Source organism: Legionella micdadei, assembly GCF_000953635.1.
GTDB lineage: Bacteria > Pseudomonadota > Gammaproteobacteria > Legionellales > Legionellaceae > Tatlockia > Tatlockia micdadei.
Genome location: NZ_LN614830.1, coordinates 14,443 through 27,847, shown reverse-complemented (window position 1 = coordinate 27,847; position 13,405 = coordinate 14,443). Strand labels below are relative to the sequence as shown.

Below are 13,405 nucleotides of genomic sequence, written 5' to 3'. Positions count from 1 at the left end.
ATAAATTAGGTCGCAAACAATCGAAACAGTTCGCGAGTCAAACTCGTTAAAAATAGAGCATAGATGAATGATCCAATGTAAGCCAAAACTAACACGACGCCATCGTTCTCAGAAATTCCTAGGCCAAATAAAATAATCAGAGTAGCAAAAATAAAATTGCTGAAGGGGATAGGGAGCAGCAGTAAGAAGCTTAGTCCTAATAAAACGATTCCATGTAGACGCTCCATTGTAGGCGAAGTAAAAAAAGACCAACGCGGTTTTAACAAGTGTTCTATTGATGATAAGTAAGGTAAAGTTTTGTTGATTACCTTTTTGAGCTGGTTTGTCTCAACAGTACGATTTGCAAGTGCTGTGGGCAACCACAAGCTAGGTTTTGCAGCGATGATGTGAAGCGCAATAAAGACAATGGGTAAACCAAAAATAAAAGAAAAGCCAGGCACCACCGAGATAGGTAAGGCACTGGGTAAAGCAAAGAGGATAATAATAAGACCGTAGGCCTGAACCCCGATTGATTTTACTAATTCACCATAAGTTACTGAGGTTTCTTCCTCATGTGTTTTAATGAGTTGCCTAAGCAACTCCACAATTCCAGTCTGTTTATGCACCTTTTTGATCTTTTTTATTCAATTTACTATTAAAGCGGCCATAGAACCAATAGATGAGCAAGCCTGCTACCATCCAAATGACAAAGCGTAACATCGTAACCCATGGTAGATGAAAAATTAAATAGGCACAACTTAAGATACCCAAAATGGGTATCACTGGCATTAACGGTGTTTTAAAAGGCCGCGGCAATTCGGGATGAGTATAACGTAGGATGATTACACCAGTACAAACAGTGATAAAAGCAAAAAGAGTCCCAATATTCACCAGCTCAGCTAAATCATGCATTGGGATTAACGCCGATAATAATGCCATGACCAACCCGCTGATCACTATGATTCGAATGGGTGTTTTTGTATGGGGATTAACAACGGAGAAAAACTCAGGCAGCAAACCGTCGCGAGCCATGGCTAAAAAAATCCGGCTTAATCCATAAAACAAGACGAGCATTACAGTCGTTAACCCAGCTATTGCCCCTACACCAACTAAGGCAGCAGCTATTTTATAACCCAACGTGAGTAGAACATGAGAAATCGGGGAGGATTGGTTTAATGTGTAATAAGGGACTACTCCTGTAAGTAGTCCAGAGACGACGATGTATAACAGGGTACAAATAACCAAGGAGCCAATAATACCGATCGGCACATCGCGTTGTGGCTTGATTGCTTCTTCGGCAGCAGTCGAGACTGCATCAAATCCAATGTAAGCAAAAAAGATTAACGACGCTCCTTCTATCACCCCCTTCCAGCCAAAAGGCATAAAAGGAGACCAATATTGTTCTTTGACTTGTGTCACAGCAATACCAATAAAGATAAAAATAACGATCAATTTTATGAGCACGATGAAATTATTAAAGCGTGAGCTCGATTTAACACCATAAATAAGCAGCATCGCTAAAAAGATAATGATGAAAAAAGCAGAGAAATTAAAAACACCGCCATCACCCAGCCCATGAATCAAATCCGGATGTAAGTTTACCAGCCTTGTTGCATGTAAAAAATCATTGAAGTAACCGCTCCAACCCACTGAAACTGCGGAAACTGAGATCGAGTATTCAAGCAATAAATCCCAGCCTACTATCCAAGCTATCAATTCACCAAAACCAGTATACGCATAACCATAGGCGCTGCCGCAACCACCGACACTTGCAGCCAATTCTGCATAGGATAAAGCAGCAAAAGCACAAGCAAACCCTGCAATAACATAGGATATAATAATCGCAGGACCTGCTTGCGTTGCGGCTACAATTCCTGTTAATACGAAAATACCGGCACCAATAATTGCACCAACTCCTAGAAAAACCAAGTCGAATGCAGATAAACAATGCGCTAAACCAGTTTCAGTATCGAGGGAATCATTAACTGCTTTTTTGCGAAACAAGTCCATGCTAGTATCCCCAGAATGAATATTAAATTTAATATATGCCTTGCAAAATAAAAGCCAAATTTTGCAATGAAGTATCTAAACTAAGCATGAAAATCGAATAGAAACCCAGCTATCCCAGGGATCGAATGAAAAAAGCGCTAGGCTTTCTACTAATAATTTTGTTAGACACTGCTATCGCTCAAGACCCAAAAGTCTGCTCCGATTGGCCAGCTTGGATGCAACCAGCTTGTCGCCGCTTAAACCAAATTTGGACAGAAGGGAGTAATGAGCTTTATCTCAGCGGTTACGCTTGGCATAACCGCTTCATCTATCCGAAAACACGAATAAGGAAATACAATGAGCAAGCCTGGGGTGGAGGTTTAGGTAAAGGGTTGTATGACGAGCGTGGTAATTGGCACGGGCTTTTTGCTATCGCTTTTTTAGATTCTCATAAAAATATTGAGCCTGCAGCAGGCTATGCGTTTCTCAAAGTAGTGCACCTAAGCACACAGGCTAATTTTGGAGTAGGTTATGCCGTTTTAGTAACTGCTCGCCCAGATATATTTCATGGACGCCCATTTCCGGGTGCTGTTCCTTGGGTATCCTTGAATATAAACAAAGTATCCATCGCAGCCACCTACATTCCTGGCAACTCCCGCTCGGGGAATGTGCTTTATGTAGCCGGTAAATTGCGTTTCGATTTTTTCTAGGCCAACCTCTTGCACAAAATAATCGGCGTTGCTAGTCTGGCGAGAATTTTATTCAATCAAAGGAGCGATTTACATGACATTAACGTCCAGATTATTCACCCTGATAGGTGCTTTAACCCTTGCTTGTTCTTCTTTTGCAGGACCTGAAACTTGTCCAAGTGTTAGCGCAATTAAAGCAGAGGGCTTGTCAACGGCAATGGAGCTGTTTCCCAAAGTTTATTACGCTTATAATGTGAGCGAATATGGGTCTGATTATTCATGGTTCTTTGCTGTAGGTCTTTTCGCATCCAATACTAAGACTGAGGCGGTTGCTGAAGGTAATAAGTATCTCCCTACCTTAACAGGTAATCCCATTCCTCTCCATGTCGAAGACTATTGGTTTTGTGACTATGAGATTGATGGGGGACTTGCCGCTGTCGCAGTCTACACCGATGTAGGAAGTGCTCCGCTTAAGATTAAACGATTCTTCCATCAAATACATTAATTCACTGATCTGATCTGTCGAAAGACAGATCCTTAGCTGAGGAATTTAATTTTTATGCAACGATGTGCGTGGTGTACTAAAGATCCTCTTTATACCGCCTATCATGATGAAGAGTGGGGAGTTCCTGTTAGAAGCCCTCACAAATTATTTGAAATGGTTGTGTTAGAAAGCATGCAAGCCGGCTTAAGTTGGCTGACTGTTCTTAGAAAACGAGAAGCGATGCGCCACGCTTTTTTGAATTTTTCCCCAGAAAAATTAGCTCGATTAACCGATGAAGAGATTCAAATTTTATTAAGCAATGACTCGATCATCCGCAACCGTCTAAAAATAAAATCAGTCAAAACGAATGCACAAAGCTTTTTACGTATCGCTGAGCAAGAAGACATCGTGGATTACTTTTGGCAATTCACCGGGGGAGAGGTTCTCCAAAACCAGCGCAAAACGCTAAGTGAAATTCCTGCGATTACAACCGAATCCACTGCCATGGCTAAACAATTAAAAAAAGATGGTTTTATTTTTATGGGGCCAACCACTTGTTACGCATTCATGCAGTCAGTGGGCATGGTTAATGACCACCTTGTCTCTTGTTTTCGCCATAATCAACTCGAATGTGCTACAGCAGTTGGTTGAGTGTCTATAATTTTAGAAACAAAGGCGATTGGAGCGTGCAATGAAAGGAATTGTAGGTAAACTAATCCTGCTTGTTTTAATGACAGTAAGCCTTACAAGCTTTGCGGATAAGATTATTCTTACCGGAAGGCCCGTCATTTTAATGCCCGAGGCAGATTATTACACTTTCCCGAGTACTTATGTACCAAGCCATAATTATCACTTTGTTGACATTAGTGGTGATAATAGGGTTTGTTTTCTCAGTCAACAACCACAACTTAAGCCTCTCGATTTATTGCGGATCAACATCGTGCAAAACAACAAAACATTTCTATGGTACTGTTATCGCTATGATCCGCGCTATTTTGAAGTTGATTACTAGCACAATTATAGAGTTTAAAAAATTTCCGTAAGAAATAGGCCCTTTTCCAAAGTCTAGGGGATCTGCTGTCGAATTGTTGTTTTAAGCTGGTTCTTTTTGATTTTTTTTGCTCCAAAATTTAACTTAATGCTCGCCTTTTTGATCAATTTATGATAAAAACGCGCTTTAAATTCCTTCTAACAACTCGCTCTACTCATATTAATTTTAATCAAAGGAAAAATCTTATGTTCTCTTATAATCGTTTTTGGCATTTTTGGTACACGTTAAATAACCGGAATTATTCGCGCATGTTTGGCGGGGCATTGATTTTCGGCCTACTCCTCCTAGTTGCTTTTAGTTTCGCCTTCCCTATGATATCACTTCCGGTTTGGGGAATGGCAGGATTGATTATAGCCCCTGCTCTTGTAGTTGCCTCGGTGACTTACCTATTTACAAAATTATCTGACTTTTTCTATAACAGGCAAAACCAAAAATTAGAAGCCTTAAAAAGGGAACCGATTTCAGAAGAAAATCAATTATTCAACGACCAAGTTGATCTTTATTTAAATAGACGTGTTGTATGCCCTCCTCAATTATTAGCAGGAGAATTACTCACATTTCCGCAGGTTAAAAACCCACTTAAAAACGCAAAACAAGTGGAACGTCCTTTTACTGTGGATACCGATGAAGAACTGACAGTAACCCCAAATGAAAAAACAGGTCATAATCGTAACCCCTCTTACAAGGTACGCGGTGGGACAGGAGAGATATTCCTAAAGGAAACCGCTGCCATAGATGCGCTTTCTGAAGTTTCAGCACGGGAAATGGCTGAACTGATGGGCTTTAGAGACTTGATTCCTGCTAACACGGTTACAAGAAAGCCTGAGGAGCTCGAATTGCAAGGACAGGTACCAAGTGAAACCCTTATGACATCAAAACAGTCTGTTGCACACTTTATAGATGAAGAAAACAGAGCCAGGACGGAGGAAAATGAAGCTCATACCCCAATAAAAAATACACCTGGGGTTCAAAATGCAGTCGCAAAATTTATCCTTAATATGAAAATGGCTGCCTACAAAAGAATACAAGCTAAAGAAGGAAGAGAACTCAAGCTTCTTTATATGCAGGAAAAAGTTCCAGAGGCAACAGATGGCCTTAAAGTCTATGAAGATTTATTCAGTGCAGGTGGTCCTGCTCAGCCTGCGTTACTCTCATTTCTTGGAGGAGAATCAGGGCGTGTACGCTTTGAGAGAGCCAGACAGACTATAGAACAGATTGATTTGGATTCATTCCAAGACAATTTCTTGTTGCAAATTATTCTCGGTTCTCAAGACTGTAACCCTGGAAATACCCTTTTTACAACAGTAGAGGGTCCTCGCGGAACAACAAAACAAAAAATACACAGTATTGACCATGAGCGCATCATGCCGGAAGATAACTACAATATCACCAAGTCTATCCCAATGATGAACGGCAGTAAATTTACAGGAAATCCTGAGAGACCGATTGAAAATGTATTCCCAATTCGCTTATGGCTAGCAGGGTTACCGCAAGCAGAAGTCCCCTTTTCAAAAGAAATGATTTATAAAACGCTTGCTAACTTAGACCCTGACCGTTTACTCGAGTACCATCGACAAAAGAAACTCTTTTCACCTGCAGCGGTGGGGGCGCAATTAGAACGGGTTAATTTGATCAGAAGCCTCTTTGAAGAGGAAATGAAGAAAGATAAACCCACTTTAACACCAAGGGAATTATTTTTACGATTAGTGAACAATCATCCTTCTTATTGTTTCTTAAAACAACAACAAAAATTAAGTGATTTCACAACATTTATGTTACTCGGATTTGTTCCAGAAAATGCTGATTGGAGCTTGGTAAGACATCCTTTGCAGACATGGGGAATATGGGCAAGAGCCATAGAGGTGCAGCAAAGGGTAAGGCAAATGCAGGAAGAGACAGCATTGGCCCAGTTTAATAATCTATTAAATACTGATGCTGGCCACCAACCTAACATTGATGACAGGCTTTTTTCCGATGAATCTTTTGCCACTTCATCTGCACCAAGATTCTTCTTTTTTGCTGCGGCTACGGGTCAAAAAGAAAATGAGAAAGTCAACAAACGTGCCCTCGACGCGCTAGATGAAATTGCTGAAACGTGCAGAAGCAGAGCATGTGGTAGCTAACTCTCCCGATAATACCGCGCATTTAGCGCGGTATTATCTATTCTTCCATCAAAAACTGGATTGTTGTTTCCCGCGCAGGCTTTATCTCTACTGGGCTGATGACCGCAAGGAGCTCTTAAACGCTTTAATATGCTGATAAGCATCATCGATTCGACTTGGACTGATTTCCCCCTTTTTTACTTTGGCTTCAATAATATCAATCAGTTCTTTAGGGTGCTGAGGCTTCTCAGATAATTGGTTACCGAAAATGAACATATCAGCACCCGCATTTACTGCTAAAGTCAGCGCCTGTTCTAAACCGTAATGGTCACTGATTGCCTTCATTTGCATGTCATCAGTAATGATCACACCGTCAAATTTCAATTGCTGCCGCAAAAGCCCTGTTAATATTTTATGGGACAAGGTAGCAGGCAAACCTGACTCATCGAGGCGGTGGTTGACAATATGAGCTGTCATTATCATTTTGCAGCTATCCTTTGCTCCCAAAAGTAATTGGTATGGATCTAATTCATATTCCTGCCAGCTATTAGTCACATCCACAAAATCGCGGTGTGAATCAGCATTCGAGCTGCCATGGCCAGGGAAATGTTTAAAAGCACATTGTGTTTTATGTTGGAGAAAATTTCGCGAATAAATGCTAGAAAAACTCGCTACTTCATGCGGATCAGCGGAAAAACTACGATCGAGTTTTCCGATTATTGGATTTTCTGGATTAACATTGACATCAAGATCAGGCGCAAAATTTAAATTAAACCCAGCGTCTTCCAGGGTTTTACCCATTCTATCGGCTAATCGCTCAGCTTCATCGACGCCCAACTTACTAATTTGTGCCGCAGAATAGGTTTCAGGGAAACCATACTCAGTTTTTAAACGGTTAACCGCGCCACCCTCATAGTCAACGGAGATTAGAAGGGGTAGCTGCGGACGATGGTGGAGCCGGTTTGCAAGCCTATTCGCTTCTTGTAAATCGTGGTTTAATTTTCTTACTTGCTCAGGGCTTTCGATATTCTTATCAAAATGTTGTGTGCGGTAGTTATAATCAAATAAAATGACACCACCAATGTTATCTTCATTCACTGCTTTAATAATGGGTGAGTTATTGTCTATTTGCTTCCCTTCAAATCCAATAATTAACATTTGACCAATTTTTTCTCTCAAACTTAGATTCTCGGCTGCTAGAATCGGATTGATTAAAAAAAAGGCTATTCCGAAAAACAAAAATTTGAAGTAATCCATCGGTTGGTCCTAAAAATTAAAGGCACGGAATGATAACAATTTATACAATAAGAATCAAGACTGAGCTTTGTGCACCATGAATTATCAATTTGTAATGGGGAGAATTAGAAGATCGATATTGTTTATTGGTTCAATAAGTTATAACTTCTATACTCAAGATATTGCAAACGCTAGGCTTTAGCCATTTGGGGTCATCATGTGGAAATCTCTCCTTGCTATCGCGCTAGGCGCTGCTTTGGGGGCTATACTTCGCTGGTTTCTAGGATTAAAACTGAATAGTTTATTCCCGGCAATCCCCCTAGGAACCCTGGCTGCAAACCTGCTGGGCGGATATATTATTGGTTTAGCAATCGCCTTTTTTACATTCCTGCCTAGCCTAAATTCTGAATGGCGCTTATTCATCATTACTGGTTTTTGCGGCGGATTGACAACATTCTCCACCTTTTCTGCAGAGATTGTAGCTTTATTACAGGAAGCACGTTATGGCATGTTTGTTGCGGAAATTGCGCTTCATCTTACTGGCTCAGTGCTCATGACCCTAGCAGGAATGGCTACTTGGTTTGGATTAGAACGCCTAATTAAATGAATAACGCGACTGCTTTTTAATTTAATAAAATGTATGCTACTTTTTAAATGAACCTTTTTAGGATGACTAAAATGAACTCTTTTATCGAGCAAGCAAGGCTTTATGGAACATACCATCAAAATTCAATTACACGTTACACCCATTTTATTGGTGTGCCTTTGATCATTTTTTCTTTAATGGTTCTTTTGGGTTTTCTACATTTGGTTATTCCAGGGGTATTGGATGTCACTATAGCCGGTATTGCAACCCTAGTATTACTCGTCTATTACTATTATCTTAATTGGCGTTTAGCCTTAGTGCTTACCGGTGTATTCATTATCCTGCTTTGGGTGGCAAATCTTGTTAGCTATTCTGGGCCCACGAGTTCAGCACTATGGATTTTTATTGTGACTTTTATATTGGGCTGGGCGTTGCAATTAATAGGGCATTTCATTGAAGGCAATCGTCCAGCGTTGATGGACAATATCTGGCAAGCGCTGATTGCACCCATGTTTTTAACAGCAGAACTCTTTTTCCTAAGTGGCCGTATGCAAGATTTAAAAGTACAAATCCATGGTGCGCCTGGGCAACTAGAAACAAGCGAATCTCTAAAGTCAGAAGGAACAGAAACAGAGGATAAGCTTTAATAGACGAAGCCACAGCAAACTTAAGATCGTGAGCGGACAAAGCAACAAGTGCTTTGATATCCGCTCCCTCACTGCTATCTATAATAGATAGCCCATGTTGGTTTTGGTGCAACGGTCACGCTGTTATCATAAAGCAATGATGGATTCGCTTGCTTCTTTTAAAATCCGAGTCAATTGTTTCAGCAGTGATATCCCTTACTTTGTATTTTTCGTTGACCAGTGGTGATAGTTTAAACTGTCTCAAATTAGTCGAGAAATATAAAATGCCTTCTGGATTTAATATCCGCATCGCTAAATCAATTAAAGAGATATGATCACGCTGCACATCCAAAGTTTGGGTCATCCGTTTTGAATTTGAAAAGGTCGGAGGATCTAAGAAAATGACATCGAACCGGTCTCTCGTTATTTTTAGCCACTCCACACAATCAAAATGAATAAATTGATGCCGAGATACGTCAAGATGATTAAGCTTGAAATTCTCTTCTGCCCAACTTAAATAAGTTTTTGATAAATCCACATTGGTAGTGATTGCTCCAGCCAAGGCGGCATGAACACTGGCTGTAGCCGTATAACAAAAGCAATTAAGAAAACGAGTGCCGGGCGTTAGCTGGGAAAAGCGCATCCGCATTAGCCTGTGATCCAAAAATAAGCCTGTGTCCAAATAATCATACAAATTCACTTTTAATTTTGCCCGGCTTTCAACGACTGTCATGGTGTGTTGAGTGTGCTTCATTTTTTGATATTGGTTGCTGCCTTTTTGCTGTTTTCGTTGCTTAACCACCAGTTTATCAGGCGAAATTCCTAAGGCATCGGGTACAGCTTGAATCACATCTAAACTTCGTTTTTCAGCTTTATGGGATGGAATATTCGCCGGTGGCGCATATTCTTGTAAAACCGCATAATCGTTATAAATATCAATCGCAAACGCATATTCAGGAAGATCCGCATCATAAACTCGGTAACAGCTAATTTGATTTTTCTTCACCCATTTTTGTAAGTGATTCGCGTTTTTTCGCAGACGATTAGCCAGCATTTGCGCACCGGGAGATAACGACCCTGCTTCTTTACCTTTTAATTGATTCTCAGCACTGAGATCAAGGCAATATAACTTACACTCCAGTGCACCGTTAAATAAGGTATATTGTTTGCCTGCACGTAGACCGAGCGCTTTAGCAAGCATGGTATTAGAAGTTAAGACAGCTGCTTGCCAGCCTTGATAGTGTGAATGCAGCGTACTTCCTAGTTGCTGATAAATTGGTACGAGTTGAGTCGCATCACCTAAACGCTCTCCATAAGGCGGATTGCAAATAACGAGCCCCTTATTGTGGGTTGGCCGGCAATCTTTAACGGATAAAGCTGAAAATTCGACTAAAGGCAATACACCAGCGCGTTCGGCATTTGCTTGTGCAATTTTAATCAGCTGTGGATTATTGTCTGTTCCGCGCAATTTCACTGGGGTCGGTTTTACCTGTTCTAGGGCGTGAGCCCTGATCTTTTCCCATAGAGAGGATTGATGTTGCGCCCAGTGAACAAGGGCTTGGTCATGGCGCAATAATCCTGGGGCAATGTGAGCTGCCATCATTGCCGCTTCAATCACTAATGTTCCAGCACCACAGAAAGGATCATGCAAAGCATAGCCTGCTGCTGAAAGCTGTGGCCACTTTGCACGCAATAACATGGCTGCTGCGATATTTTCCTTTAATGGTGCCTCCCCAGCCTGGGTACGATAGCCGCGTTGATGCAGGCTATAACCCGTCAAATCTAAACTCACTGTCAGAGAGTCATCTTTTAAATAGGCATGTAACCGAATTTCTGGCTTTCCCCGATCAACCGTTGGCCGAGTACCTTTAAATTGACGGAAATGATCCACAATGCCATCTTTTACCACCTGGGCACCAAACATCGAATTACGAATATGAGTCGATGATCCATGAAATTCTATGGCTAAGGTTTTGTCAGCAGTAAAGACTGTCTGCCAAGGAAATTGATTACATAATTTATAAAGCGTTTGCTCATTGTGAGCCTCCCCGCTAAACAAAATGAGTTGAATACGGTTTGCCAATCGTGTCCATAAGCAAAGATGATAGATAATTGCCAGCTCTGCCTCGCCATAAACACCTTGTGGGCTAACACGAGTCACATGCAGCCCTAATGTCCTCATTTCTTCTTCTAAAAGATATTCCAGTCCCTTAGGGCAACTGATAAAAAGAGAGTGTTTCATGATAAACAAGCCCTCACATAGCGAAACAGCGCTTTAGCTGCCCCTGTGTGTTTGCCGCTGCTTTGTTCGTCCACTGCCTTTTTTATAAGTTGGCGAAGCTGCTGGATGTCATTTGGTTGATATTCGGCAATAAATTCTGTGAGAGCTTCTTTTCCTCCGTTAATGAGTTTGTCGCGCCACTGTTCTACCTCATGAAAAACAACGGTTTGCGCACGATCCTCAGCTAAAATAGCCTCATATGCCTCTAAAATCGCTTCACTATCCGCAGCGCGCATTAATTTACCTATAAGCTGAGCCTGTCGTCTTATTGCCCCATGACTTTTAATGGATTTTGCCTCAATAATTGCTTGCCGCAAATTGGGCGATAAAGGCAAGGTATCCAGTTTTGCCAAACTTAACTCAATCAGCTTAACACCTACTTTTTGTAGAGCATCTGCATCACGTTTTTTTTGTGATTTACTTTTTAACTCTTCCATTTATTAGCCTTAAAAAATTGCCTACATTAGCTCAACTTAGGCAAAAAAATACAGTATTTTTTTATTTTAGCATTTTGCCGAGATGGCAGGTGAGAAAATATAAAAAACTGGCGGGCTAATCAGCAGTGGCGAGCGATGGAATAGGCGCTTGTCCATAACCCTTTGATCGGTTACGCAAATAAGTCCGGCTGATAGCGAAGAGATTGTAAACCAAAATACAAAGTAATAAAGAATGCAACCAAGTCACAGTGATGTGTATAAAAAGAGGCAAGGTTATGAAAACACCGATGCAACCAGCGATGCTCAAAATTAGGGTTTTTTTCAGTGGGATTTTATTTTGTTGCACAAAAACCAAAGTAGTCAGAGGCTGCTGCATAGCGCCAGCAGTGGTCATAATAGGAAAAGCAACCACAGGTGATACGTTCATGAGGAATAGGACAGCTTGCACCATCACGAACAAACCGATTCCCACAGAAGTTAAGGCACCACATACGATCATTGCCAAAAAGCCGACGACAAGTTTCCAAGAATGCAATTCCACCAAGTCACCGCCAACAGGCATCAAGCGCAACTGATGACAAACCAACAACACGATAATCACAGCGAAACAACACATCATTGCCAACCGAATCGCTTGTTTACTTAAACGACTAACAACAGTCCCGCCGATTAAACCGCCTAAGCAGGTTCCCGCCACCAGGGTAATTAAAGTAACTAAATCCACATCGATTAATTGCATGAAAAAAAAAGACTCAAAAGCACCTGGAATAACCTGCGCTCCATTATTGACAGCCGGTAGCTCATCATCAGGAAAAGTATTAAGTAGTTTTGCTAAGGCAATATTTACTGCAAAACTTCCTATCCCTAAGGTATCTGCTATAAAAGCCAGAATTCCACTTAAACCAAGTTTGACGTAATCTAAAAAAGATAAATGCACAGATGGCTGTTGTCGAAGACGATAAAACATAGCCACAACACAGATTAAACTTAGGATCACTATTCCATAAATTAAGAAAGTAATTGCCATCGCGTCGATCTACTCCAACTTTAACTTACATCGATCTCATCGTATCCTTAAGTACGAGCAATTCTAATCAAGTGCTTAATTATTGAATACTTAGATATAAGGGGAAAAAATTTAATTATACATGATTTAAAGTATCAAGCAAACAACAAAATGTTTACAAAAAATACAAAAAGATTATTTTTTGCCTACATTATCCCCTTATCCAAGGCATGTCTTTTTGTGTGCAGGAAGTCCTGGACAAGAAGCATAAAGAAACGCTGAAATCGCTAACCACGACAGCTGCGATTTCAATGCGTAAGAAGCCAGACTACCCAAACAGACGCTTTGCTAGTTCTGCCACATGCTTACCTTGGTAACGCGCAATTTGCCGTTCAAGATCACTTGGCATGCGGCTACCATCTGGACCAGCAACGGTACCAGCCCCGTAAGGTGAACCACCGTGCAATTCGGTGACATTGGTTAATCCTTTCTCAGCGTATGGAACTCCAATTAGAATCATTCCATGATGAATTAACGTATTCCAAAAGGAAAGGATTGTCGACTCGTTGCCTCCTCCAGTTCCCGTGGAGCAAAAAACACTACCTATTTTGCCAATTAATTCACCGTTAACCCACATCCCTCCTGTTTGATCAAGAAAATTCCGCATCTGCGCTGCCATATTACCAAACCGGGTTGGGGTTCCGAAAATAATCGCATCATAATCAGCAAGCTCTTTAGGCAGTGCAATTTCTGCCTTTTGGTTGAGTTTAACTCCTGCCTTTTTAGCAATATCTTCAGGCATGGTTTCCGGTACGCGTTTTAGCGTAGCCATCACGCCATCTACTTCAGAAGCGCCTCTGGCCACCTCTTCGGCCATTGCCTCTACATGGCCGTAACTCGAATAATACAAAACTAATACTTTAGCCATCGAATTCCTCC

14 protein-coding genes are annotated in these 13,405 nt (G+C 41.1%); 7 read left to right on the top strand and 7 right to left on the bottom strand.

Going from position 1 to position 13,405, the window contains the following annotated elements:
- Window positions 1-5: 5 nt before the first annotated feature.
- Both LMI_RS00130 and LMI_RS00125 read right to left on the bottom strand, forming a co-directional pair.
- Window positions 6-605, bottom strand: coding sequence for an exopolysaccharide biosynthesis protein (locus LMI_RS00130; protein ID WP_052679391.1), 600 nt, complete (start codon window positions 603-605; stop codon window positions 6-8).
- Window positions 598-1,989, bottom strand: a complete 1,392-nt coding sequence (locus LMI_RS00125) for an amino acid permease (RefSeq protein WP_045097997.1) — start codon at window positions 1,987-1,989, stop codon at window positions 598-600. Before LMI_RS00125 ends, LMI_RS00130 begins: the two co-directional genes overlap by 8 nt.
- A gap of 125 nt (window positions 1,990-2,114) precedes the next feature.
- Here LMI_RS00125 and pagP point away from each other — a divergent pair, with 125 nt between their 5' ends.
- The 5 genes from pagP to LMI_RS00100 all read left to right on the top strand — a co-directional run bounded on the left by pagP (window position 2,115) and on the right by LMI_RS00100 (window position 6,315).
- Entirely contained in the window at window positions 2,115-2,678 is a 564-nt protein-coding gene (gene pagP / locus LMI_RS00120) for a lipid IV(A) palmitoyltransferase PagP (RefSeq protein ID WP_045097996.1), read from the top strand.
- A 73-nt stretch (window positions 2,679-2,751) separates the two neighbouring features.
- A complete protein-coding gene (locus LMI_RS00115) occupies window positions 2,752-3,162 on the top strand; it encodes a DUF4949 domain-containing protein (RefSeq protein WP_045097995.1) in 411 nt (136 codons plus the stop codon).
- 54 nt (window positions 3,163-3,216) lie between these two features.
- Complete coding sequence (locus tag LMI_RS00110) at window positions 3,217-3,792, top strand: DNA-3-methyladenine glycosylase I (RefSeq protein ID WP_045097994.1); 576 nt, start codon at window positions 3,217-3,219, stop codon at window positions 3,790-3,792.
- Window positions 3,793-3,832: 40 nt separating this feature from the next.
- Entirely contained in the window at window positions 3,833-4,153 is a 321-nt protein-coding gene (locus LMI_RS00105) for a hypothetical protein (protein WP_045097993.1), read from the top strand.
- Window positions 4,154-4,377: 224 nt separating this feature from the next.
- Window positions 4,378-6,315 (top strand): hypothetical protein, encoded by a 1,938-nt coding sequence (locus LMI_RS00100; protein WP_045097992.1) that lies wholly within the window; start codon window positions 4,378-4,380, stop codon window positions 6,313-6,315.
- A gap of 87 nt (window positions 6,316-6,402) precedes the next feature.
- On the opposite strand, the gene LMI_RS00095 is transcribed toward LMI_RS00100, so the two are convergent.
- Window positions 6,403-7,551 (bottom strand): glycoside hydrolase family 3 protein, encoded by a 1,149-nt coding sequence (locus LMI_RS00095; RefSeq protein ID WP_052679390.1) that lies wholly within the window; start codon window positions 7,549-7,551, stop codon window positions 6,403-6,405.
- Window positions 7,552-7,747: 196 nt separating this feature from the next.
- Between LMI_RS00095 and crcB the strand changes: the two genes are divergently transcribed.
- Complete coding sequence (crcB, locus tag LMI_RS00090) at window positions 7,748-8,137, top strand: fluoride efflux transporter CrcB (RefSeq protein ID WP_045097991.1); 390 nt, start codon at window positions 7,748-7,750, stop codon at window positions 8,135-8,137.
- A gap of 71 nt (window positions 8,138-8,208) precedes the next feature.
- Entirely contained in the window at window positions 8,209-8,763 is a 555-nt protein-coding gene (locus LMI_RS00085) for an Mpo1 family 2-hydroxy fatty acid dioxygenase (RefSeq protein WP_045097990.1), read from the top strand.
- Window positions 8,764-8,878: 115 nt separating this feature from the next.
- Here the strand turns inward: LMI_RS00085 and rlmKL are convergent, their stop codons facing one another.
- The 4 genes from rlmKL to wrbA form a co-directional block, all read right to left on the bottom strand.
- Window positions 8,879-10,984: a bifunctional 23S rRNA (guanine(2069)-N(7))-methyltransferase RlmK/23S rRNA (guanine(2445)-N(2))-methyltransferase RlmL gene (rlmKL, locus tag LMI_RS00080; RefSeq protein ID WP_045097989.1), complete on the bottom strand. Its 2,106-nt coding sequence runs from the start codon at window positions 10,982-10,984 to the stop codon at window positions 8,879-8,881.
- Window positions 10,981-11,460 (bottom strand): ribosome biogenesis factor YjgA, encoded by a 480-nt coding sequence (gene yjgA / locus LMI_RS00075; protein ID WP_045097988.1) that lies wholly within the window; start codon window positions 11,458-11,460, stop codon window positions 10,981-10,983. Before yjgA ends, rlmKL begins: the two co-directional genes overlap by 4 nt.
- A gap of 115 nt (window positions 11,461-11,575) precedes the next feature.
- Window positions 11,576-12,487, bottom strand: a complete 912-nt coding sequence (locus LMI_RS00070; protein ID WP_045097987.1) for a sulfite exporter TauE/SafE family protein — start codon at window positions 12,485-12,487, stop codon at window positions 11,576-11,578.
- A 307-nt stretch (window positions 12,488-12,794) separates the two neighbouring features.
- On the bottom strand, window positions 12,795-13,394 hold the full coding sequence (wrbA, locus tag LMI_RS00065; RefSeq protein ID WP_045097986.1) for an NAD(P)H:quinone oxidoreductase: 600 nt from the start codon (window positions 13,392-13,394) through the stop codon (window positions 12,795-12,797).
- Window positions 13,395-13,405 lie beyond the last annotated feature (11 nt).

What these genes read in the sequence shown, in the direction of transcription:
- LMI_RS00105 (WP_045097993.1), top strand. Translation starts at nt 3,833, where the DNA reads ATGAAAGGAATTGTAGGTAAACTAATCCTGCTTGTTTTAATGACAGTA.
- LMI_RS00100 (WP_045097992.1), top strand. Translation starts at nt 4,378, where the DNA reads ATGTTCTCTTATAATCGTTTTTGGCATTTTTGGTACACGTTAAATAAC.
- crcB (WP_045097991.1), top strand. Translation starts at nt 7,748, where the DNA reads ATGTGGAAATCTCTCCTTGCTATCGCGCTAGGCGCTGCTTTGGGGGCT.
- LMI_RS00125 (WP_045097997.1), bottom strand. Translation starts at nt 1,989, where the DNA reads ATGGACTTGTTTCGCAAAAAAGCAGTTAATGATTCCCTCGATACTGAA.
- LMI_RS00115 (WP_045097995.1), top strand. Translation starts at nt 2,752, where the DNA reads ATGACATTAACGTCCAGATTATTCACCCTGATAGGTGCTTTAACCCTT.
- LMI_RS00095 (WP_052679390.1), bottom strand. Translation starts at nt 7,551, where the DNA reads ATGGATTACTTCAAATTTTTGTTTTTCGGAATAGCCTTTTTTTTAATC.
- pagP (WP_045097996.1), top strand. Translation starts at nt 2,115, where the DNA reads ATGAAAAAAGCGCTAGGCTTTCTACTAATAATTTTGTTAGACACTGCT.
- rlmKL (WP_045097989.1), bottom strand. Translation starts at nt 10,984, where the DNA reads ATGAAACACTCTCTTTTTATCAGTTGCCCTAAGGGACTGGAATATCTT.
- LMI_RS00110 (WP_045097994.1), top strand. Translation starts at nt 3,217, where the DNA reads ATGCAACGATGTGCGTGGTGTACTAAAGATCCTCTTTATACCGCCTAT.
- LMI_RS00070 (WP_045097987.1), bottom strand. Translation starts at nt 12,487, where the DNA reads ATGGCAATTACTTTCTTAATTTATGGAATAGTGATCCTAAGTTTAATC.
- wrbA (WP_045097986.1), bottom strand. Translation starts at nt 13,394, where the DNA reads ATGGCTAAAGTATTAGTTTTGTATTATTCGAGTTACGGCCATGTAGAG.
- LMI_RS00085 (WP_045097990.1), top strand. Translation starts at nt 8,209, where the DNA reads ATGAACTCTTTTATCGAGCAAGCAAGGCTTTATGGAACATACCATCAA.
- yjgA (WP_045097988.1), bottom strand. Translation starts at nt 11,460, where the DNA reads ATGGAAGAGTTAAAAAGTAAATCACAAAAAAAACGTGATGCAGATGCT.